Below are 22,370 nucleotides of genomic sequence, written 5' to 3'. Positions count from 1 at the left end.
GGAGAGGGGCGGAATGGAGATCGCTAAAGCGGAAGCGCAGCGGCTTTACGAAGAGAACGCCGTTTATATCTACCGTCTCGTGCTGATGCTGACGAAATCCAGATCGCTGGCGGAGGACATTACCCAAGACGTTTTTATGCAAGCCTTTCGCAAATACGGCAGCTTTGATCCGCAGCGCACCGGCTCGGCGCGGCCGTGGCTGTCCCGGATCGCGGTCAATCTGACGCGCAACGCGCAGCGAAAAAGCCGCTGGCTCTACTTGATCGGTCAACCGCCCGAACGAGCGGACCCGGATTCGATCGAAGCCATCGTCCTGTCGGACGAGCGCGATCAGGAGTTATGGACCGAGGTTTTAGGGCTGTCGCTCAAGACGAGGGAGGTCGTGACGCTCCATTTTTATGCGGAGATGACGCTTCAGGAGACGGCCGACTTGCTGGGTATACCGCTCGGAACCTGCAAATCCAGGCTGCATGCGGCGCTGAACAACCTGAGGGCGCGATTGCCAAAGAAGGATCGTTATTTCGCATACGGGAGTGATGGTACCCATGAGTGATGTCTCGAAGTATCGACGGGTGATTCATGAAGCGCTCGCATCGGAAAAACCGATCGCCTCCTTCGACCAGCTCTGGATGCGGGCGGATAGCCGTACGCGCAGGCCTCTTCGGCGCTATTGGCTCGTGGCGCTTCCTCTGCTCGCGGCGCTATTGGCAGGGGCGTGCACGGCGGTCTACCAAGGCATGACTAACTGGTCTAACACGACCGTCTCTTTTAGCGATAAGAAAGACGATCTGACGGATATGCTGACGCCGCTGGAAGCGTTCGACGGTAAGCGTTTATTAGAGGGGTATCCACCACTATCTTTGCAGGAAACCAGAAGAAAGGCCCCGATCCCGATTCGAATCCCGGTCTTGCCGGCCGGCTGGACAGAGGTTCGATCCACCGGAATGGATCCGGGCAACGCCGAATATTGGACCTTCTTGCTCGATCCCCAAGGCAGGCGCGCCGTCGTGAGACAAGCCTTCGACAGCAGCTATACCGTGTCCTTGAAGAAGAAGCCGAACCAGACGTTTAACTCGGAATATCCGCACGGCTCCAAGTTTATAAAGGGCTTCGGCGACGATCTCGCGATTCTGATGAATCTGCAGAAGGGAAGGTGGCAGATGATGCTCTATCACAAGGAAGCCGAAAAAGAGATCGTGACCTGCATCAGCATCTGGAGCATGGATCCGGACGAGGCGGTTGCGCTCGCGCATTTATACTTGGAGGCGCCGTCGTCTTAATGCCTGGCATCCCCTATAAAAGGAAAACCGGCCGGTAACGGCGCGCTAGGCGCCGTTATCGGCCGGCTAATCGTTTATTGCACGCCCGCGATCTCCGCGACCGCCTTCGTCAACGGCGTCGCCGGACGCCCGAGCAACTTTTCCAGATCGCCGCTCTCCACGGCGAGCGTGCCTGCGCGAATCGCCTGCTGGATCGCGGTGACGATCGGCAGGGCGAATTCCGGCACGCCGGCGCTCTTCATAATGCCGACGTAAGTGTCGTCGTCGACCTGCTGAAAAGGAACCTCGCGCCCGAGCGCTTCGGATACCGCGCCAGCCAGCTCCGCGTACGTACGCAGCGGTCCGCCGAGCTCGTACACCTTATTCTCGTGCCCGGCGCCGGCGAGCACGGCTGCAGCCGCCTCGGCATAGTCGCCGCGCGCAGCCCAGCCGACTTTGCCGTCCCCGGCGGACGTGACGAGCGGGGCGCCCGCGACGATGCCCTGGATCGCGCCGGCCTCGTTTTCGATGTACCAATTATTGCGTAAAAAGGCATACGGGATGCCCGTCGCGCGAATCGCGTTTTCCGTCTCGCGGTGTACTTCCGCCAGGAACAGCTCGCTCTCTTGGGCATTCGGAGCGCTGGTATAGGCGATGAAGCCGACGCCGGCGTTGCGGGCCGCCTCCACGGCGTTCGCGTGCTGGCGAATACGGGTTTCCGTGTCTCCGTCGGTCGAGACGATCAACAGGCGATCGATGCCAGCGAAAGCTTGCGCAAGCGAAGCCGGATCTTCGAAGTCGCCGTGCCGAACGTCCACGCCGCGCTCGGCCAGCGCAGCCGCTTTCTGCGGGTCGCGAACGCTCACGGCGATCTGCTCCGCGGATACGCGGTCGAGCAGCGTCTTTACGACAAGGGAGCCGAGATGGCCCGTTGCGCCGGTAACTAGTATTTTCATAAAAAATGAACCTCCTGGGAGTCGTATTGGATAGCATCGACGCCTTGGCGTGCGAAGATGGGGAATGCGTCGGCATCCGTTGTAACCATAATAGCTACAACGAGGTCGCGAGTCAAGGCTCCGAGTCAGGCATATAGGATTTCCGGGCGGGTGCTGCGTACTGAAGCGGATTTCTCCGACGATGTGCGACCCTTTTCATAGACAAAGGTCGGACGACCCGCTATCATTAGGGCATAACTGCATATCCTCGTACCAGGCGCGCGCATGCTGCCATGCCGCTTAATAGGGAAGTCCGGTGAGAGTCCGGCGCGGTCCCGCCACTGTATATGCCGAGCGCTCCGAGCGATGCCACTGTTCAGCCGAATGGGAAGGCGTCGGAGTCGCGATGAAGCAGAGCCAGGAGACCTGCCTCGATACGACTGTATCCCGCCCGCTTCGCGGAGTGAGCGGCGGGACCGGCTGTGCCAGCTAAGCCGCCCTCCGGCGGACGCGACCTGTGGCGCGGCGTCATGCTGCGATCTTGAACCACTCCCTTGCGGAGTGGTTTTTTAATGCGGTACGGACGAGCGGCGCGGGTCAAGAGGACTCATCATTTTTTTCGGGAAAAGGGGTATGACTCATGTTGGGCTTCAAACGTTTCAAATCGCTGGCATCGCTTGCGCTGTCGGTATCGCTCGCGGTCGCCGGGCTGTCGGCTGCGCTGCCTGCGGGCAAGAGCTACGCGGAGGGCGCCAGCGCCACGACGGTCGCCGCGGCCGCTTCCGTCAACGTGCAGGCGGACATTCAAGCCGCGATCGGCTACGTCAACGCGAACGGCGGGGTCTCTTCGGACTGGCTGGCCTTCAGCTTCGCGCGCGCGGGACAAGCGGTACCTGCCGATTATGCAGCGAAGCTGGCTGCCGGCGTAGAGACCGAGTGGGCGAAGGCTTCGCCGGATCCGACGGCGCTGGCGCGCTTCGCGCTGGTCGCGAACGCGGTCGGCTTGGACGCCCGCAGCATCGGCGGCCACGACTTGATCGCGAAGCTGGCGAGCTATCCGTCCTTCGCCAACGTGTATGCCGACATTTTCGTGCTGCTCGCGCTCGATTCGGGCAACTACGAGCTGCCTGCCGGCACCGCGTGGACGCGCGGCAATCTGATCGCGGCCATCGTCTCCGGCATCGACGGCTCCACGGTACCGGATCTGTACGGCATGGCGCTCAGCGCCCTGGGCAAGTACAAGGACCGCCCCGAGGTTGCAGCCGCGGCGGACAAGGCCGTCGCTTGGCTGGCCGCCAATCTCGGGGGCGACAACAGCGAGGCGATCGCGCAGACGATCGTCGGCCTCGCCGCCTACGGCATCGATCCGGCGGACGCGAAGTTCGCCAAGGACGGATCGAACCTGGTCCAGCGCCTGCTGGCGTTCAAAAATACGGACGGCGGCTTCAAGCACCAGCTGTCCGACGCCGCGTCGGACAAGGCGTTCGCCACCGAGCAGGCGCTGCGCGCGTTGGCCGCGTACGGGCTGTTCGGCACATCGCACCGTTCGGTGTACGTCAACGCTGCCAGCCAGTGGGTCGCGACGGGCGTCGCCATCGAAGGACTGAACGGTCCGCTTGCCGCGCTGAGCGCTACGCAGGCGGTATATGCGTGGGACGCTCTCGTCGAGATCGCGGACCGCAACAAGCTGAAGCTCGGCTATACGGACGATCCGCAATACGGCAAGTTCCTGTCCGCGATCGGCGACGCCAAGGGCGACCAGAGCGTCTACTGGCTGTACGCGGTCAAGCGCGGCGGCGCCTATGCGCCGATCGACGCCTCGCTTGAGAAATTCCGCCTGCAGGCGGGAGACGAGCTGTACCTGTATCTGTCCGGCTCGGACAGCGGCCTCGTAAAGTCCGTCACGGCAAAAGCCGCGGCGGGCGGCGCTACGGCAGTGAACGTGCAATACACCTATTACGACAGCAGCTTTAAGGAAGTGACGGGACCGGCGGCAGGCGTGCAGGTCGCGATCGGCGGCCAAACGGCGACGACGGACGCGAACGGCACGGCAACCTTCAAAGGGCTGTCCGCAGGAGAGCTTGCTTACACCGTGACGGGATACCGCGCAGGCGCCGCGCCGCTCGTGCTTAAGTATTCGGGCACGGTAGCCGTTGGCGCAGGTCAGGCAGGCGGCGAGTCGTTCGCCGACGCTGCGGACATCGCTACCTGGGCTAGCGACGCTGTCAGCGAAGCATATGCGGCCGGCTGGCTCCAAGGCGTAAGCACGACGGAGCTGAGATTCGCGCCGAAGCAGCAGCTGACCCGCGTTCAGTTCGCCGCGCTGATCCTTCGTCTGCTCGGCGAGACGCCGGCCGCCGGCGCCAAGCAGTCGTTCGCCGACGTTGCGCCGGGCGTCTGGTACTTCGATGCGGTCATGACCGCGAAGTCCAAGGGACTGATCGGCGGCGTCACGGCGACTTCGTTCAAGCCGAACGAGGCGATCTCCCGCCAGGATCTGGCGGTCGTATTGGCCCGCGCCTTCAAGCTTGACGGCACGGGATCGAAGACTTCATTTTCCGATCAAGGCCAGATCTCCGGCTATGCGTTGGCTTCGGTTCGCGCAGTCTACGACAAGGGACTGCTGAAGGGCACCTCCGGCACCGCGTTCGATCCGAAGGCCAAGGTGACCCGCGAGATGGCGGCGGTCATCGCGTCGAACCTGCTAAAGCAGGGATTGATCTCGAAGTAAAAGCGACATAAGCGCAACAAATAGACGGCTCGGGCTAAATGCCCGAGCCGTCTATTTGCTGTTTGCCTATTATTTCAGTTGTGCGGCTAGGCGCCGTACCTGTTCCACGGGAAGCTCCGCCAAGCTGCTTACAACGGAGATGCCGTTTCCAGCCTTCAGCAAATTGATTGCGACGGCAACCTTGCCTTGCGCAATGCCCAACTCCCTGCCTTCTTCCAACCCCTGCTCCCGCGCGTCCTTCAAAAAGCTAATCCGATCCCGGTTAGCCTTTTCCCTGGCCTCGTACAGCATGCGGGTCATGTCGTCTTCGCTGAGATGACTCAGCCGTTCTTCGGCCGTACGAATCGTCGGATCCATGGCGATCAGCTCCTCCAATTGTTCGTGGGTCGTGCGTTCGTCCAGAAACCTCAGCCAACGATGCAGCGGGTCCGCCACGGCGTACGGTGCCGAGCGAAACTTCGGGAACTCGATAAAGTGCAGCTCGATCAGGTCCGTCAGTCTGAATTGCCGTTCGGTATCCTCGAACAAGTGAAACGAGCGATGGAAGCCTTCCAGCGGAAGAAAAGAAAAATCCAGCATATTGATACAGATCGTTTTCTTGAGCTGGCCGTAATCCTCGCCTTCGCGAATCGAATCCGCGAGGAGCCGGCCCATATAAAACAGGCTTCGCTTTTCCATGTGCCGATAGCGTCCGACCTGCATCTCCACGTTGATCTGCTCCCGGTTCGCCGTCTCGCAGCGGATATCGAGCACGCCCTCTTTGTCTTCGACGAGGCGCTTGGTGAGCAGCTTGCCGTCCAGCACGACCAGGTCCGCGATCGCGTCCCTTTCGCCTCTGCGAAGGACCGCGTTAAGCAGCCCGATCAGCAGCGGCTTGCTGTCGGCTTCGCCGAACAGACGCTTGAACAGGTAGTCGTTCTTCGGATTCAATCGCTTTTTCAACGCTATTTTGCCTCCAGTATATCATAATCGCGCGATTTTTCGAACGGCGCCGCACGCCGGAAAAAAGCAAAAAACGCGCCCTTCGCCGTCCTGAAGAAGAACACAGGATCGACGCAGGGCGCGTGCTTCGCGCCTTGAAACGATATAAACCATCTTCGCTTAAGCTGCCTTTGCTGTCAAGGAAGAGCGGGCTGCCGGGCGGCTTCCTCCGACTCCAGCTGTCATGCAGAAAGATAGCCTGCGTGTTTAGCCCGGACGCCTGAACTGGGCCCTATAGCTTCTGGGCGTCATGCGGGTAAAGGCCTTGAATACCTTTTCGAAATGCGAAAAGTTATCGAATCCGGCTTCCTCGGACACCTCGGTGATCCGCGCGTCCGTCTCCCGGAGCAGCCGCTGCGCCTCTTTGACCCGCGTGATGCCGACGTATTCGGCAATGCCGAAGCCGGTGCACCGCTTGAAGGTTCGGCTCAGGTAGCTGGGGCTCAAGTAGAAGCGGCTGCTCAGCTTGTCCAGCGATATCGGCTCACGAAAATTCGCGGCGATATGCTGCGCGACCTCGGTCATCTTGGCCGCGGTAGGCGACGGCGCCTCATCTGCGGCTTCGGCTTCCGCGCCGAGCGCGTGCCGGGCCGCGAACAACAGCAGCTCCGCGGCCGCATGACGGATGGGCAGATCGCTGCCGGGCGGGCGATCCTGGATCTCGCGAAGCATGCCGTACAGCAGCTGTTCGACACGCAGTCGTTCGGGCGCGCCCAGCCGCAGCAGGCGGCGCGTCCCGCGGAACGGCGAGCGCAGCAGCTCGGCCTCCGCCTCGCCGAATTGCGCGAAGTACCGCTCGTCATAGTAGAGCACGATGCGCTCGTGGTTGGGCACGCCGGTATCGCTTGTCTTGTGCACCTCGTCGCCAGGCACGATCACGAGATCGCCGGGCTGAACCTGATACGCGCGGTCTTTAATGAAGTAGAACCGTTCGCCGCCGAACAGGTAATAAAGCTCGTGCTGACCGTGCATATGATCGCCGGCCATCGAATAGTGGCCCTTCCGCCGATTGTATTCTGCGTAAAAAGGGTCGTGCGGGTCTCCGTAGCGAAGCGTGCTGTTCAAGTTCAAGCCAATCGCCTCCAAGAGGACAAAAAATGCGGGTTTTCAAGAATAATAACATAAATTGCGGAGCGAATAAGCACATTTTGCGGTACATTTTCCTCATAAGATTGTTTAAGACGAGGAGAGATGGCAGCGATGGCAAAAAAAACATACGTGCAGGTAGGCGCAGGCGGACGGGCAGAGTTTTTCTACTCGGCGATCGCCAATTCGTATCGCGAGACGAGCGAGCTGCTCGCCTTTTGCGACATCAACCAGACCCGCATGGACTACGCGAACAAGCTGCTGCAGGAAAAATACGATTACCCGGCGGTGCGCACCTACAAAAGCAATGAGTTCGACCGGATGATCGAGACCGAAAAGCCGGATGCCGTCATCGTGACGAGCGTGGACCGGACGCACCATACGTACATTATCCGCGCGCTGGAGCTCGGCTGCGACGTCATCACGGAAAAGCCGATGACGGTCGACGAGGAGAAGTGCCAGGAAATTCTGGACGCGGTCGAACGGACGGGAAGAAGCGTACGCGTGACGTTCAACTACCGCTACGCGCCGCATCACACGAAGGCGCGCGAGCTGATCGCGAGCGGCGTCATCGGCGACGTCACGTCCATCCACTTCGAATGGCTGCTGAATACGCAGCACGGCGCGGACTACTTCCGCCGCTGGCACCGGGACAAGCGCAACAGCGGCGGCCTGCTCGTGCACAAGTCGACGCACCACTTCGACCTGGTGAACTTCTGGATCGGCTCGCAGCCGGATACCGTGTTCGCGATGGGCGATCTACTCTTCTACGGCCGGGAAAACGCGGAGAAGCGCGGCGTCACCAAGTTCTACGAGCGCGCGACGGGCAATCCGAACGCCGCCGGCGATCCGTTCGCCCTGCCGCTCGACGACAATCCGCATCTGAAGGCGATGTACCTCGACGCGGAGCCGGAGGACGGCTACCGGCGCGACCAGAGCGTGTTCGGCGACGGCATCTCGATCGAGGACACGATGAGCGTGCTCGTGAAGTACAAGAACAAAGCGCAGCTCACTTATTCGCTGAACGCCTACCTGCCTTGGGAGGGCTACCAGATCGCGTTTAACGGCACGAAGGGTCGCATCGAGATGAAGATCGTCGAGCAGTCGTACGTCAATTCGGGCGGGGACAAGGCGCTCGAGGGCGCGGTGCAGGGCGTCACGATTCTCGTCTTCCCGATGTTCGGCGAGCCGTACAAGGCCGAATTCGAGATGGGCGAGGGCGGACACGGAGGCGGCGATCCGGTGCTGCTGAACGACATCTTCGGCGTACCGGTGGAGGACGAGTTCCATCGAGCGGCGAACCACGTCGACGGCGCGCGCTCGATTTTGACGGGCATCGCGGCCAATAAGTCGATTCGAACCGGCCAGGCGGTCAAGGTCGACGAGCTCGTGAAGTTTTATTAAAAAAGACTGGGTCGCATGATCGACAGGCGCCTCTCCGGACGGACGGGGAGGCGCCTTCGCAGTTTGGCGGGACGTCGGGACGAACCCCTTGCTATGAGGGGTGGTTTAGCGTTTTAGCCGTCGGCCGATCGTGCAGCTTGCGGTACTGCATCGGCGTCAGCTTGGCCGTCTTTTTGAACGTGCGCTCGAAGTGCGTGACGCTCTCGAAGCCGCAGGCGGCCGCGACGTCGATGATCTTGCGGTTCGTCTCGCGCAGCAAGGCCTGCGCCTCCCGGACGCGGATCAGGTTCAGATAGCCGACGAGCGTAAAGCCGGTTACGGCCTTGAATGTCCGGCTCAAATGGGAGGGGCTCAAGAAGAAACGGGCCGCCAGATCCGCCAGCGTCACGGCATCCGCATAATAGGCGTTCAGATGTCTGACGACGTCCGCAATCTTGCTGTGGAGCGGGTGGGCCGTAGCTTGCGCTCCCTCGCCGCCGGGATCCGGCAGCCGGGAAGCCAACAGCAGCAGCTCCGCGAGGAGCAGGCGCAGCCCGGTCTCGAAGCCCGGCTGGCGGCCCGCGATCTCGGCGCCCATCCGGTTCAGCAGCGCGAGCACGCCGGCCTGCTCGTAGGGCGACAGGCGGAATACGCGCGAGCCGCCGCGGAATACGCGGAACAGCTCGTCGTAGTGCGGCAGCCGCTCCATGCCGAGGAAGGCGTCGCTGAAGTTGATGACGACGCGCTCGTGCGCGTGCGAGTCCTTCATCGACGATTTGTGCACCTGCTGCTTGTCGATGAATACGAGCGAGCCGGCGGCGATATGGTGCGTCTCTTCTTTGATGAAATAGAGCCGCTCGCCCGAGACGAGGTAATAAATCTCGTACGTGCGATGATAGTGGTTCGTCCGCTCGAAGGGTCGCGTGCGGCGTATGCGGTGGTAGTAAAAGTCCGCTTCTTCGTCGCCGTAGGTCAAAGCGTCCGTCTCGTCGTACATCCCCGCCGCTCCTTTCCGCGCCAACCTGGGTTCGATCTTCCGCTTCCGAACAAAATAAGTTGATTTTTTATAATATAAGCAAAAATCGCGGAGACTTCCAACCTTTTTTGCGATAATCTGTGAACAGAAAGCGATTGCATATTACGATGTGGAGGTTGAATAACCTGTGAGAGCGTTCATGGACGACCGCTTCCTGTTGAATACCGACACGGCCGCGATGCTTTACGAGCGGTTCGCCGCGCCGATGCCGATCATCGACTACCATTGCCATCTCGATCCGAAGGCGATCTACGACAATAAACCGTTCGCGAACCTGACCGAGGTGTGGCTGTACGGGGACCATTACAAGTGGCGGGCGATGCGCGCGAACGGCGTTCCCGAGCAGTACGTCACGGGCGGCGAAGGCGTCTCCGACTACGACCGGTTTTTGGCCTATGCGAAAACGGTGCCGATGACGATCGGCAACCCCCTGTATCACTGGTCGCATCTCGAGCTGCGCCGGCTGTTCGGCATCGACGAGCTGATCAACGAGAAGAACGCGCCGGTCATCTGGGAAAAGGCGAACGCCAAAATCCAAGGCGGCGGCTTCGCCCCGCAGGATCTCGTGCGCGGCTCGAACGTGCGCGTCGTCTGCACGACCGACGATCCGGCGGACTCGCTCGAGTACCATCGCAAGCTGATCGAAGAGGACCGCCACGGCTTCCAGGTGCGCCCGTCGTTCCGTCCGGACAAGGCGCTCGAGATCAACCGGGCGACGTTCCTCCCCTGGCTGGCGCGTCTTCGCGAGGCTTGCGGCTACGAGCTGTCCGACTACGGCCTGCTGCTTGCGGCGCTGGGCGAGCGCGTGCAATTTTTCCACGATACCGGCTGCCTGCTGTCCGACCATGCGATCGATACCGTCATGCATGCCGACGCGACGCAGGAGCAGGCCGCGGCGATCTACGCGAAGGCGCTGCGCGGCGAAGCCGTGTCCCTTCACGAGGAGGCACAGTACAAGACGTTCACGCTGCTGTTCCTGGGGCGCCGATACGCCGAGCGCGGCTGGACGATGCAGCTGCACATCCATGCGCATCGCAACAACAATACGGCGATGTTCGAGCGGCTCGGCCCGGATACCGGCTTCGATTCGATCAACGCGGGCGCGCTCGCGGGCCCGCTCGTCAAGCTGCTCGACGGGATCGAGAAGCTGGGCGGTTTGCCGCGCACGATCCTGTATTCGCTGAACGCCGGCGACAACGACGTGTTGGCCTCGATCATCGGAAGCTTCCAAGGGGACGGCATTCCGGGCAAAATCCAGCTCGGCTCCGCCTGGTGGTTCAACGATACGATCGACGGCATGCTCGCCCAGATGAAGTCGCTCGCGAACATGGGGCTTCTGAGCCGGTTCGTCGGCATGCTGACCGATTCGCGCAGCTTTCTTTCATACCCTAGGCATGAGTATTTCCGCCGCATCCTGTGCAATCTGCTCGGAGACTGGGTCGAGTCGGGCCTCGTGCCCGCCGATACGGAGCTGCTGGGCGAGATCGTCGAGGGCGTCTGCTATCGCAACGCGGAAGCCTACTTCCGCTTCGGCGCCGACTCCGCCCGCATCGAGATCGCGCGGACGGCGAGCGGCGTATGAGCGGGGGCGCGGGCGCGGAGCGCGCAAACCAAGCGAACGTAGCGGCTGCAGAGGAGGGGACGGCGCTGCCCCGTCTGAGCCGGGCGACGCTGGACGGAGAAGCGGCGGCGCGTTACGACCGGATGAAGGCGTATCCGGTCAAGGTGCTGCAGATCGGCGAAGGCAACTTTTTGCGTGGGTTCGCGGACTGGATGATCGACCGCTGCAACCGGCAGGGGCTGTTCGAAGGCGGCGTAGCCGTCTGCCAGCCTCGTCCTTCGGGCGCGGCCAAGCTGGCCGAGCTGCGGGAGCAGGACGGCTTGTATTATCAGTGGATTCGCGGTCTGCAGGACGGCCGTCCGGTCGACGAGCTTGACCTGGTGTCGGTGTTCGCTGTGACGGTCGATCCTTACGCGCAGTGGGATCGATTCCTGGCGCTGGGGGATCTGCCGGAGCTTGAAGTCGTCGTCTCCAACACGACGGAGGCGGGCCTTGCTTACCAGGCGTCCGAATGGCAGCCGGAGCGGCCGATCCTGTCGTATCCGGGCAAGCTGACGGCGCTGCTGCACCGGCGGTTCGAGACGTTCGGCGGCGATTCCGCGAAGGGATTGCTGCTCTTGCCGTGCGAGCTGGTTGAGAATAACGGCGACAAGCTGCGGGACATCGTGCTGCGGCATGCGGAGGACTGGGGACTGCCGGAGGCGTTCAAGTCCTGGATCCGCGCGCACAACCGCTTCCTCAACAATCTCGTCGACCGGATCGTGACCGGTTACCCGGCCGAGGAGGCCGGGCGCGTCTTCGCGGCGCAGGGAACCGAGGACCGGCTGCTGAACGCGGCGGAGCCGTATCATCTGTGGGCGATCGAGGGCGAAGCCGCGCTGGACGCGAGGCTGCCGCTGGCGCGCGCCGGGCTGAACGTGCTGTGGACGGACGATCTTCGGCCGTACCAGCTTCGCAAGGTGCGCATCCTGAACGGCGCGCACACGCTGATGGCGAGCGTTGGGCTGTTGAACGGGCTGGAGACGGTCGGCGAGGCGGTAGGTCACCCCGTTTACGGCGAGCTGATCCGCGACGCGATCATCAACGAGATCGTGCCGTCGGTGCCGCTGCCTGAGGATGACATGCGCCGCTACGCCGGCGAGGTGCTGGAGCGCTTCGCGAACCCGCACGTCCGGCACAAGCTGGCCGACATCGCGCTGAACAGCCTGTCCAAGTTCAAGGTGCGGCTGCTGCCGACGCTTGAGGCTTACGCGGAGAGGACCGGCGGACTGCCGCCGCGAATCGTGGAGGCGTTCGCCTCGTTGCTGCGCTTGTACCGCGCGCGGGAGACGGGGGACGGCGGGTTCGCGGGCAGCCGGCTGGACGGCAGGCCGGTCGCGCTGCGGGACGATGCGGCTACGCTGACGGAGCTGGCCGCGCTGTGGGCACGGCTGGACCGGGGAGAGCTGACGTTGGAAGGTCTCGTCGCGGACATCCTCGGCCGCGTTAGCTGGTGGGGAAGGGACCTGGGCGAGATCAAAGGGCTGCGCGCGGCGCTGACCGGCGCGCTGACGAAAATGGAGGCGAGCGGATCATGAGCGAGAGGGATAAGGGGCAGCCGACGCCGGCCGGAATGGACGTCACGGCGGCAGCCGGATCGGTTGTCGACGGCGCCATAGCAGCCGGCACGGCGGTTGTCGGATCCGCAGAAGCGGCGGTTGCGGCTGCCGCGGCGAACGACACCATCGTGCTGAATCTGCGCGACCAGGTGGCCATCGCGCTGCGCGACATCGGCGCCGGCGAGACGGTGGACTGGTCCGACGGCGCGGGAGGCGAGGGCGCGGCGCGCGCGCTGCGGGACGTGCCGCGCGGGCACAAGCTGCTGATCAAGCCGGTCGCGGCGGGACAGCACGTGAACAAGTTCGGCTATTCGATCGGCATCGCGAAGGAAGACATCGCGGTCGGCGACTGGGTGCATACGCATAATCTCAAGACCGGCCTCGGCGCGGTGCTCGATTATACCTATAAGCCGCAACCCGCCGAGTCCGGCGCGGAGGCGGCATCGACGGCGTCTTTTCCCGGCGGACAGTCCACCTTCAAGGGCTACGTACGCGACGACGGCGAGGTCGGCATCCGCAACGAGATCTGGATCGTGAACACCGTCGGCTGCATCAACAAGACGTGCGAGACGCTCGCCCGCTTGGCGTCGCGGCAGTTCGAGGGGCGCGGCATCGACGGCGTGTTCCACTTCCCGCACCCGTACGGCTGCTCCCAGCTCGGCGACGACCTGACCGCCACGCAGAAGCTGCTGGCCGCGCTCGTGCGCCACGGCAACGCCGCCGGCGTGCTCGTCGTCGGGCTCGGCTGCGAGAACAACCAGGTCGACGCGTTCAAGAAGGTCATCGGCGATTATAACCCCGAGCGCGTGAAGTTCATGAAGTCGCAGGAGGTCGAAGACGAGCTGGAGGAAGGGCTGTCGCTGATCGGCGAGTTGGTCGATTATGCGGAGCGCTTCGTCCGGACGGAGGTGCCGCTGTCCAAGCTGCGCATCGGGCTCAAATGCGGCGGGTCCGACGGTTTCTCCGGCATCACCGCCAACCCGCTGGTCGGCCGCGTGGCCGACGCCATCACGTCGGTCGGCGGCACGGCGCTGCTGACCGAGGTGCCGGAGATGTTCGGCTCGGAGACGATCCTGATGGAGCGGGCGGCCGACGAGGCCGTGTTCGGGGACATCGTGAAGCTGGTCAACGACTTCAAGGACTACTTCATCCGCCACGGCCAGGAGATTTACGAGAATCCGTCGCCGGGCAACAAAGACGGCGGCATCACGACGCTCGAGGAGAAGTCGCTCGGCTGCACGCAAAAGGGCGGCCATGCGACGGTCACCGACGTGCTGGCCTACGGCGAGCCTTCGCGCAAGCCGGGACTCAATCTCGTGCAGGCGCCGGGCAACGATCTCGTCTCGGTCACCGCCCTGTCCGCCGCGGGCGCGCACGTCGTCCTGTTCACGACCGGGCGCGGCACGCCGTTCGGCGGACCGGTGCCGACCGTGAAGATCGCTACCAACTCCCAGCTCGCGGATCGCAAGAAAAACTGGATCGACTTCAACGCGGGCCGCCTGATCGAAGGCATGGGCATGGACGCGCTGCGGGACGAACTGCTCGCGCAGATCGTCGGCCTGGTTTCCGGCGAGACGCAGACGAACAACGAGCGGAACGGATTCCGCGAGATCGCCATTTTCAAGGACGGGGTCATCCTGTAATATAGCCCATTTTCCCGCCCGGTCGGACCGTGGATCCGCTATTTGTCCCCATAACGCGCATGCTGCCGATATTCCGGACTCAGGATCCGCTATTCGCGATGAAGCAGCAGGCGTGTCCCTCTTTCAGCCGAAATAGCGGACTCACGGTCCGCAATCTTCGCTAAACGATCCAATATCGCGAAAATAGCGAATCCATAGTCCGCATTGTCGGCAAAGCACATAGACGAGGAGCGCCCTTCGGTCATTTTTATGACGCAGGAGCGCTTCTTTTTTCTTCCTGTCCGCCTCCGTACAGTAAAGTTAAAAATGGACAGTCCGGAAGGCAACAAAATGGATAATTTACAGTAGGCGCGCCCCTGTTCAAGACCCCATACTGGTCGATGAACGCAATTGGAAGGGGAGAACTATATGCATACGAACAACAATCATAAGCTTCGCGGCGTCAAGCTCGCGGACTTGTCCGTCAGGGAGAAAATCGGCCAGACCGTCGTCCTGCTGTCCAGCCGGTCGCAGGAGATCGAGAAGCACGGCAGCCTGGAGGCCTTTTTGGAGCGTTATCCTGTGGGCGGCTTTTTCGTCGGCGCGGAGATCATCAAGGACGTCATGACGAGCAACGGTTTCGAGCAGGTGAAGGAAGCGACCGAGCAGTACCGGGCGGCGACGCGCATCCCGCTCATTTTCGCATCGGACTTGGAAAACGGCTGCGGCAGCATGATTCCCGGCCTCACGAAATTGCCGTTCCCGATGGCGTTGGGCGCGACGCGCAGCGAGCAGCTCGCGTACGATTACGGCAAGGCGACGGCGCTCGAGGCGGGCCTCGCGGGCGTGAACTGGACGTTCTCGCCGGTGGCGGACCTGAACGTCAACCGCTTCAATCCGATCACGGCCATCCGGGCGATCTCCGACAAGCCTTCCTGGGCGATCCCGCTGCTGAAGGCGGTCGTGCGGGGCATGCAGGATCACGGGCTGGCCGCGACTGCCAAGCACTTCCCGGGCGACGGCGTCGACTACCGAGACCAGCATATGACGACGACGACCAACTCGCTGTCCCGCGAAGAGTGGCTCGCGCAGCACGGCGCGGTGTTCCAGGCGCTCGTCGACGACGGGCTCGCGTCCATCATGACGGGTCATATCTCGCTGCCCGCGTTCCAGTCGCAGACCGCACTTGGGGGCCGATACTTGCCCGCGACGCTGTCGGCGGAGCTGAGCGACCGACTGCTTAAGCGGCAGATGGGATTCAAGGGCGCCATCGTCAGCGACGCGCTCATCATGGGCGGCTATCTGAAATGGTACGAGCGCAACGAAGCGTACCTGCACACGCTGAACGCGGGCACGGACATGCTGCTGTGGCCGGAGCTCACATACTTCGAGGAGGCGGAAAAAGCGCTCGAGACGGGGGCGCTGACGATGGAGCGGCTGGACGATGCGGTGGAACGCGTGCTGCAGATGAAGCGGCGCTTCGGCGTGCTGGCCGCGGGCGATGAGGCGTCCGAGAGCGCGGCGCGCAGCGAAGCTTCCGCAGCGAGCGAGCCTGCCTACGAGGTGAAGGCGACGGCTTTGCCCGCGAGCCAGGCAGAGATTGCCGCTTTCGCGGAGCGCACGGCGCAAAGCGTGGCCGAGGGCGGCCTGACGCTCGTCCGCGACGAGGAGGGCCTGCTGCCGCTGGCGTCCGGCGCGGTGCGCAAAGCGCTCATCGTCGGCATCAGCCCGTCGACCGCCGATTACGACGACCTGATCACGCTCAAGGAAGCGTTCGAGCGGCGCGGCATCGAGACGGAGCTCATCCGCAACGTCTGGTACGAGGATCTGATCGCGCGCGAGCCTGGGGTCGACTTGATCGTCTATGCGCCGATCCTGCGCCACCATCATCCGATGGGGCCGCTCGCCTTCAGCGCCGAAGAAGCCTCCGCTTGCTGGAGCGCCTTGACGGCCGGCAGGGACAAGTCGGTCGTGGCTTCATTCGGCTCGCCGTACCTCATCGCCGACTACTTCGACATGGCGCCGGTCGCCATCAATGCCTACAGCAACGTGCCGGCGTCCCACGAAGCGTTCGTGCGCGCCTTGTTCGGCGAGATTCCGTTCGCAGGCGTAGCGCCGGTCGACAATCTTTAACTAGAAAAACGGGATGAAGCAGATCGGTTGCTTCGTCCCGTTTTGCATGTCAGTCGATTGCGTTGCGCCCAGCGCGCCCAGGAATTCCTACATAGGACACATTTGGCCAGCGCTGCACCCAACACCCCCGGGAATTCCTACATAGAAACAAATTCAGCCTGACTCGCGCAATTGGCGCCTATCCTCGCACATGCCGCCCTCGCCGGCGGATTCCTCTGAATTTTGAACATTTCCCCCGGATTCGCAGCGGGGCGGAGATGCCGCGTTATGTAGTAAAATGAGGCTAACGGCCGGACTGGCCGCCGCGCAGCGCGGGGCTTGTCCGATCGCTTGCCGGCGCTTCCGAGCCGGTCTTCCCGCGAAGGAGTTTATCCCATGCGCAAACGGTTCGGATTCGATTTTTACCGCAACATGCGGATACGCAACAAGCTGTCTTTGCTGATCGCGCTCATCGTGGCGCTTTCCTTTTCCGCGACGCTGCTCGTGCAGCAGTACGCGTTTTCCATTTACGACAGCCAGATCTACAGCAAATCGTCGCAGGTGCTGAATCTGTCCTCCTCCGCGATCGAGGCGGAGCTGAAGCGCATCCGGCAGATCTCCTACAACGTGACGGCGGACGGGCAGATCCAGTCGCTGCTGAAAAAGATCGCGAATCCGGACACCAGCGATTACGACCGGCTGCTGCTTCGGCGCGATCTCGTCGACCGGCTGCTCAACTATACCGGCACGGAGCCGTACCTGCTCTCGATCCAGCTGTACGACGCGCTCGGGCACGAGAATGCCGCGGGCAACGTCAAGGCGCTCAACGACGCGAAAATCGCGGATCTGTTAAGCCGGTCCGATGAGGCGGAGGGCGAGCAGGTACTGCGTTATCCGGACGAGAGCGACAGCGCGCTGGTCACGGCGAGGAAGGTGCGTGCGTACGAGGGCACCGACTTCAGCCTCAAGCGGCTCGGCATGCTCGTCATCCGCATCAATATCGAGCGGATCGTGCGCGAGAATGCGCCCGCCGAGGGCGAGTTGCTCATCCGGTCCGGCTCGGATATCGTATACCCCGTTCATCCCGCGTTTGCCGACGTCGGACTGGACGAGGAGGAGAGCCGCAACGGCAGCGGGTATTTCGTCGGCAGCTTCGGCGGCGAGCGGTACTTCGTGTCCCATATCGAGTCGGGCAATTCAGGCTGGATGTACTTCAACCTGACGCCGTTCAACCAAATCTTCGAGCGCATTATCTTCATCAAGGAGCTCGTCGTGTTCGTGTTCGTCGGCCTCCTCATCGTCGTGATCGCGTGGGGCTTCCGATTCTCGCGCAGTTTGACGCGCCCGATCGACGATTTGATCGCCCGCATGCGGCTCGCCGAGCGGGGCAACTTCGAGGAGGCGAACCTGCTGTCGATCGACACGGCCAGCGTGCCGCGCGACGAGGTCGGCCTGCTGCACCGTTCGTTCCGGATCATGATCGAGCGCATCAACACGCTGATCACCGAAAACTTCAAGAGCCGGCTGCTGGTGAAGGAGACCGAATTCAAGGCGCTTCAGGCGCAGATCAACCCGCATTTTCTGTACAATACGCTCGAATCGATCAACTGGATGGCCAAGATCAACCGTCAACCGCAAATCTCGCAAATGGTCGAGGCGCTCGGCTTTCTGCTGAGAAACTCGATCTCGCTCGGCGACCCGCTCATCCCATTGCGTGAGGAGCTGGGGCTGGTGGAAAGCTACGTGACGATCCAGAAGTACCGGTTCGAGGAACGCCTGGAATTCGAGACGGACATTCCCGAGGCGCTCCTCGGCCGCACGATCCCGAAGCTGACGCTTCAGCCGCTCCTCGAGAACGCCGTCAACTACGCGGTAGAGCCTTCGATGTCGCCCTGCCGGATCGTCATCCGCGCCAGGGAATCTTCCGCGGAAGGACTGCTCCTGCTGACCGTGGAGGATTCCGGACCGGGGATGGACCCCCGCATGCTGGAGCGGCTGCGCAGCGGGGAAGCCCGCGGTCAAGGCAGAGGCATCGGCCTGCTCAACATCGACGAGCGCATCAAAATCGCGTTCGGCGAAGCCTATGGCGTTCGCGTGGAGAGCGAGCCGGGGCAAGCCACCCGCGTTACGCTGGCGTTGCCCGCCGAAGATGCTCGAACCTGAGCGAACCGAACGAAGGAGGACTGACCATGTACAAGGTGCTTCTGGTAGACGACGAGCGGCTTATTTTGGACGGCATCTCCCGTATCGTCGACTGGGCGTCGGCGGGCACCGCGCTCGCCGGCACGGCGCGCAACGGCGCGGAGGCGTTCGAGCGCATCGCGGAGCTGGCGCCGGATATCGTCATTACGGACGTCAAGATGCCGGTCATGGACGGCCTGCAGCTGGTGGAAAAAGCGAGCGAAGCCTATCCGCACATCCGGTTTATCGTGCTGTCGGGCTTCGGCGAATTCGAATACGCGAGCCGCGCGATGCAGTACGGGGTCAAGCATTACCTGCTCAAGCCGACCAACGAGCATAAGATAACGGGCGCATTGTCCGAGCTCATCGCGGAGCTCGGACAGGAGGAGCGGCGCGAAGCGTTTTTGCAGCAGATGAAGACTGAGATGGACGCCGTCATGCCGCACGTCAAAGAGCAATTCCTGAAGGAATTCGTGACGAACAAGACGTTCGGCATCCGGGATTGGGAGCGGTACAGGCAGCTGTTCAAGCTCGACTACGATTACCGGGTGAGGCTCATCCTGTTCCAGCTGCAAGCGCCGTTCGAGTTCGAGCATCTGTTCGCGATCCGGAACATCGCGGGCGACGTGCTCGCGCAACCGCTGCTCAGCACGACCATCGGCGACCACGTGCTGCTGGTCATTCGGGAAGCGGGCGACGGCGACGACCTGCAGCGCAGGCTGGGCCGCATCCGCGACATTTTCCAAGACTACTACAAGCTGAAGGCGACGGTCGCGCTGAGCGAGCCGGACCACATCACCAACGCCCGCGGTCTGTATAGGGAGACGTTGTCCTGCCTGAACTACGGCTTCTACGTCGAGGAAGGCAGCCTGATCACCCGCAAGGATACGCTCCTGCCGAGCCGGGACGACTCGTTCGCGTTCGACGAGGAGCGGCTGTGCATGGCCGTGCGCTCGGGCCATCTCGAGGAGGCGGAGGCCGCGTTGGCCGAATTCATCGGCGGCTTGAAGGAAGCCCAGCTCGATATCGGCGTCGCCAAGTCATACGTGCTTCAGCAGTTCGTCGCGCTGATCCGGCTGTGCGAGCCGGGCCGAATGGGCGACTATTATCAGAAGATCCCCGCATTGGTCGATCTGACGACGCTTCATGCGATCCAGGCTTTCCTGGAAGAGGCGGCAAAGGAGATCGCGCGGTGGAACTACGAGCAGAACGTGAACAAGCACAGCGCCATCGTGCGCAAGGTGATCGCGATCGTCGAGGCGCAGCTTGGCAATGCGGAGCTGTCGCTGAACTGGGTGGCGCAGGAGATGCTGTACATGAACGCGGACTATCTGGGCAAGCTTTTCAAAAAGGAAACGGGAGAGAAATTTTCCGCTTTCGTCACCCAGTCGCGCATCAAGCAGGCGATGGCCGACATCGCGGCCGAGCCCGACGTAAAAATCTTCGAGCTGGCCGAGCGGCTGGGCTTCGGCGACAATCCGCAGTATTTCAGCCAGATTTTCAAAAAATACGCGGGCTGCACGCCATCGGAATATATCAAGAGCCTTGGTTGAGGAGTCGGCGGTGTGGCTGTGCGTATTGGCCATGTCCGGACCGGCTTCCCGAGTCATGCCATGCAATGAGCCGATCATAGCTTGCCCGAGCCGCCACGGCCTGAACGAGTCTAATCATGGCTTGCTCGATCCGACCACGATCTAAACGAGCCTAATCATGACTTGCTCGATCCGACCACGACCTAAACGAGCCAGATGATGTCTTTCTCGGGCCCCATCATGCTTGCCGCGAGCCGAACACGGACTGCTATCGCGCAAAAGTACACGATAGGTTCGCTTTAATTCTGGAATTGCCCTGCTATCGTGCAATTGTGCATCATAGGAGTCCCAAATCGCCCGATTTCGCGAAATTCGGAGTTGGATGATGCAGATTTGCAGGATAGCTTCGCGCGATCGCTCCGCCGCCGCTTCATCGTGCACAATTGCAGGATAGGCTTCCCTCACCCGTGCCGGGAGGGACTGTGCGTGAAATACAGCTTCGCCAGCCTGCTAGATTCACACCGTTAAAGCGCTTTCCGAAACTCTGTTTTTTATACAAACACCTCTGTTTTTTGAGTTAAAATCCTCCCGCATAAACGCAATAATAGTAAATGTAAGCACTATCAATTACGGAATCCATCGATCCTGGGGGAGGAACGAAATATGAAAAAATTGACGACGACGCTGGTGGCCGCGAGCTTGATGATCGGCCTTGCCGCCTGCGGCTCCGGGAACAACGATAACAACGCGGGCAACGCAGCCGCATCCGGCAGCGCAGGAAGCAGCGCGAGCGCGACGGCGAAGAGCGACGACAAGCCGGTCACGGTGCGCGTAGCCTGGTGGGGCGGACAATCGCGCCACGACTACACGCTCAAGGTCATCGACATGTACGAAAAGCTGCACCCGAACGTGACGATCGAGCCGGAGTACGCGGCGTTCGACGATTACTGGAAGAAGCTCGCCCCGCAAGCGGCCGCCAACCAGCTGCCCGACGTCATCCAGATGGATATCTCCTACCTTAACCAGTACGCGGGCCGCAACCAGCTGGCCGATCTGACGCCGTACACCGAGAGCGGCAAGCTCGACGTGAGCTCGGTAGCCGAGACGACGCTCGCCGGCGGCAAGATCGACGGCAAGCTGTACGCGATGAACGCGGGCTCCAACGCGCTCACGATGATGGTCGACCCGGCAATGCTGAAGTCGCTCGGCATCGAAGAGCCGGCGGCCGACAAGGGCTGGACGTGGGATGAGTTCGCCGCGCTTGGCGACAAGGCCAAGGCACAAGGCAAGCTGCTGTTCTCGGATCTGCGCCACGACGTCTTCTTCCCGTTCTACCTGCGCGGCCAGGGCCAGCTGCTCTACGCGAAGGACGGCACGAAGCTCGGCTACGACGACGACAAATACTTCATCGACTACTACAACAAGTATCAGGAATGGTACGACAAAGGCTACACGCTGTCGCTCGACAAGCTGTCGCAAAGCAAGGGAACGCCCGAAGAAGATCTCGTGGCGCTCGGCACGGCGCTGTCGTCGAACCAGTGGTCCAACCAGTTCATCGGCATCTCCGCCGCCGCGAAGCGCGATCTCGATCTGCTGCCGGTCCCGGGCTGGGATACGAACAAGGCGCTCTTCCTGAAGCCTAGCATGTACTTCACGGTAGCCAACTCGTCCAAGGTGAAGGACGCGGCCATCGACTTCATCAACTATTTCATCAACGACGTCGAAGCGAACAAGGTCATCCTCGGCGAGCGCGGCGTGCCGGTGTCGTCCAAGGTGCAGGAAGCGATCCGTCCGAACCTGACGCCGGAGCAGACCAAAGTATTCGACTACGTCGCTTGGGCGGAGAAGAACAGCAGCGAGATGAACCCGCCGAACCCGGTCGGCGCCGTCGAAGTCGACGCGCTCCTCAAGGCCGAGGTCGAGAAGATTTTGTATAAGCAAATTACGGTCGAAAAGGGCGCCGCGGAATTCCGCGAGAAGGCCAATGCCATCCTGGCGAAAAATAAATAACGTCAAGCCGTCCGGTCATCGGACGGGTACGGAGCCGGTCCCGCCGCGAGCAATCGTGCGGGGGCGGCTTTTTTTGCGGCGCGAATGCGTTCAGAAGCCCGATCGCCCAAGTGTGAACGTAGATCAACAGTTTGCGGACTAACCGACCTCCGGCAACCGAAGTGTGAACGTAGATCAACAGTTTGCGAACTAACCGACCTTCAGTCCTTCAAGTATGCATGTAGATCAACGGTTGCGGATTCGGATACCCCTACCTCGCATGCTCGTCTGCTTTCACGTCCCATGCAGCTTCCAAAAAACAGGTCTCCCCCTGCCGAAGGCCTGTTTTTTGAACAAAGAGAAC

General features: G+C 61.9%; 15 protein-coding genes and 1 riboswitch. Of the genes, 11 read left to right on the top strand and 4 right to left on the bottom strand.

Annotation, left to right across the window (positions count from 1 at the left end; genetic code table 11):
- The first annotated feature begins 13 nt into the window (after window positions 1–13).
- Both BM235_RS26335 and BM235_RS26330 read left to right on the top strand, forming a co-directional pair.
- On the top strand, window positions 14–553 hold the full coding sequence (locus BM235_RS26335) for an RNA polymerase sigma factor (protein ID WP_090117226.1): 540 nt from the start codon (window positions 14–16) through the stop codon (window positions 551–553).
- Window positions 546–1,280 (top strand): hypothetical protein, encoded by a 735-nt coding sequence (locus BM235_RS26330; RefSeq protein WP_090117225.1) that lies wholly within the window; start codon window positions 546–548, stop codon window positions 1,278–1,280. Before BM235_RS26335 ends, BM235_RS26330 begins: the two co-directional genes overlap by 8 nt.
- A 74-nt stretch (window positions 1,281–1,354) precedes the next feature.
- Here BM235_RS26330 and BM235_RS26325 read toward each other — a convergent pair whose 3' ends face one another.
- Window positions 1,355–2,215 (bottom strand): SDR family oxidoreductase, encoded by an 861-nt coding sequence (locus BM235_RS26325; RefSeq protein WP_090117224.1) that lies wholly within the window; start codon window positions 2,213–2,215, stop codon window positions 1,355–1,357.
- A gap of 237 nt (window positions 2,216–2,452) precedes the next feature.
- A riboswitch (cobalamin riboswitch) is annotated at window positions 2,453–2,643 on the top strand.
- Window positions 2,644–2,834: 191 nt separating this feature from the next.
- Here BM235_RS26325 and BM235_RS26320 point away from each other — a divergent pair.
- Window positions 2,835–4,925, top strand: coding sequence for an S-layer homology domain-containing protein (locus BM235_RS26320; protein WP_090117223.1), 2,091 nt, complete (start codon window positions 2,835–2,837; stop codon window positions 4,923–4,925).
- A gap of 69 nt (window positions 4,926–4,994) precedes the next feature.
- On the opposite strand, the gene BM235_RS26315 is transcribed toward BM235_RS26320, so the two are convergent.
- A complete protein-coding gene (locus BM235_RS26315) occupies window positions 4,995–5,867 on the bottom strand; it encodes an Rpn family recombination-promoting nuclease/putative transposase (protein WP_158543792.1) in 873 nt (290 codons plus the stop codon).
- A 246-nt stretch (window positions 5,868–6,113) separates the two neighbouring features.
- Entirely contained in the window at window positions 6,114–6,977 is an 864-nt protein-coding gene (locus tag BM235_RS26310; RefSeq protein WP_090117221.1) for an AraC family transcriptional regulator, read from the bottom strand.
- Between the two features lie 129 nt (window positions 6,978–7,106).
- Between BM235_RS26310 and BM235_RS26305 the strand changes: the two genes are divergently transcribed.
- Complete coding sequence (locus BM235_RS26305) at window positions 7,107–8,396, top strand: Gfo/Idh/MocA family protein (protein WP_090117220.1); 1,290 nt, start codon at window positions 7,107–7,109, stop codon at window positions 8,394–8,396.
- A 91-nt stretch (window positions 8,397–8,487) separates the two neighbouring features.
- Here BM235_RS26305 and BM235_RS26300 read toward each other — a convergent pair whose 3' ends face one another.
- Complete coding sequence (locus BM235_RS26300) at window positions 8,488–9,372, bottom strand: AraC family transcriptional regulator (RefSeq protein WP_090117219.1); 885 nt, start codon at window positions 9,370–9,372, stop codon at window positions 8,488–8,490.
- 166 nt (window positions 9,373–9,538) lie between these two features.
- Here BM235_RS26300 and uxaC point away from each other — a divergent pair, with 166 nt between their 5' ends.
- The 7 genes from uxaC (at window position 9,539) to BM235_RS26265 (ending at window position 22,027) form a co-directional block, all read left to right on the top strand.
- Window positions 9,539–10,993, top strand: a complete 1,455-nt coding sequence (uxaC, locus tag BM235_RS26295; protein ID WP_090117218.1) for a glucuronate isomerase — start codon at window positions 9,539–9,541, stop codon at window positions 10,991–10,993.
- Window positions 10,990–12,549, top strand: coding sequence for a tagaturonate reductase (locus BM235_RS26290; RefSeq protein WP_090117217.1), 1,560 nt, complete (start codon window positions 10,990–10,992; stop codon window positions 12,547–12,549). Before uxaC ends, BM235_RS26290 begins: the two co-directional genes overlap by 4 nt.
- A complete protein-coding gene (locus BM235_RS26285) occupies window positions 12,546–14,213 on the top strand; it encodes a UxaA family hydrolase (RefSeq protein WP_255374610.1) in 1,668 nt (555 codons plus the stop codon). The genes BM235_RS26290 and BM235_RS26285 overlap by 4 nt, the downstream gene beginning before the upstream one ends.
- Window positions 14,214–14,621: 408 nt before the next feature.
- The gene (locus BM235_RS26280; RefSeq protein WP_090117216.1) at window positions 14,622–16,325 is read left to right on the top strand and encodes a glycoside hydrolase family 3 protein; all 1,704 of its coding nucleotides are present in this window, start codon (window positions 14,622–14,624) and stop codon (window positions 16,323–16,325) included.
- A gap of 375 nt (window positions 16,326–16,700) precedes the next feature.
- The gene (locus tag BM235_RS26275; protein ID WP_090117215.1) at window positions 16,701–18,467 is read left to right on the top strand and encodes a sensor histidine kinase; all 1,767 of its coding nucleotides are present in this window, start codon (window positions 16,701–16,703) and stop codon (window positions 18,465–18,467) included.
- 26 nt (window positions 18,468–18,493) lie between these two features.
- Entirely contained in the window at window positions 18,494–20,038 is a 1,545-nt protein-coding gene (locus BM235_RS26270) for a response regulator transcription factor (RefSeq protein WP_090117214.1), read from the top strand.
- Between the two features lie 642 nt (window positions 20,039–20,680).
- On the top strand, window positions 20,681–22,027 hold the full coding sequence (locus BM235_RS26265; RefSeq protein WP_090117213.1) for an ABC transporter substrate-binding protein: 1,347 nt from the start codon (window positions 20,681–20,683) through the stop codon (window positions 22,025–22,027).
- The last annotated feature ends 343 nt before the right edge of the window (window positions 22,028–22,370 follow it).

Origin of the sequence: Cohnella sp. OV330 (assembly GCF_900112065.1) — a bacterium.
Lineage (GTDB): Bacteria > Bacillota > Bacilli > Paenibacillales > Paenibacillaceae > Cohnella.
The sequence above is the reverse complement of the archived record's forward strand: the minus strand, read 5'-3'. Positions and strand labels throughout refer to the sequence as shown.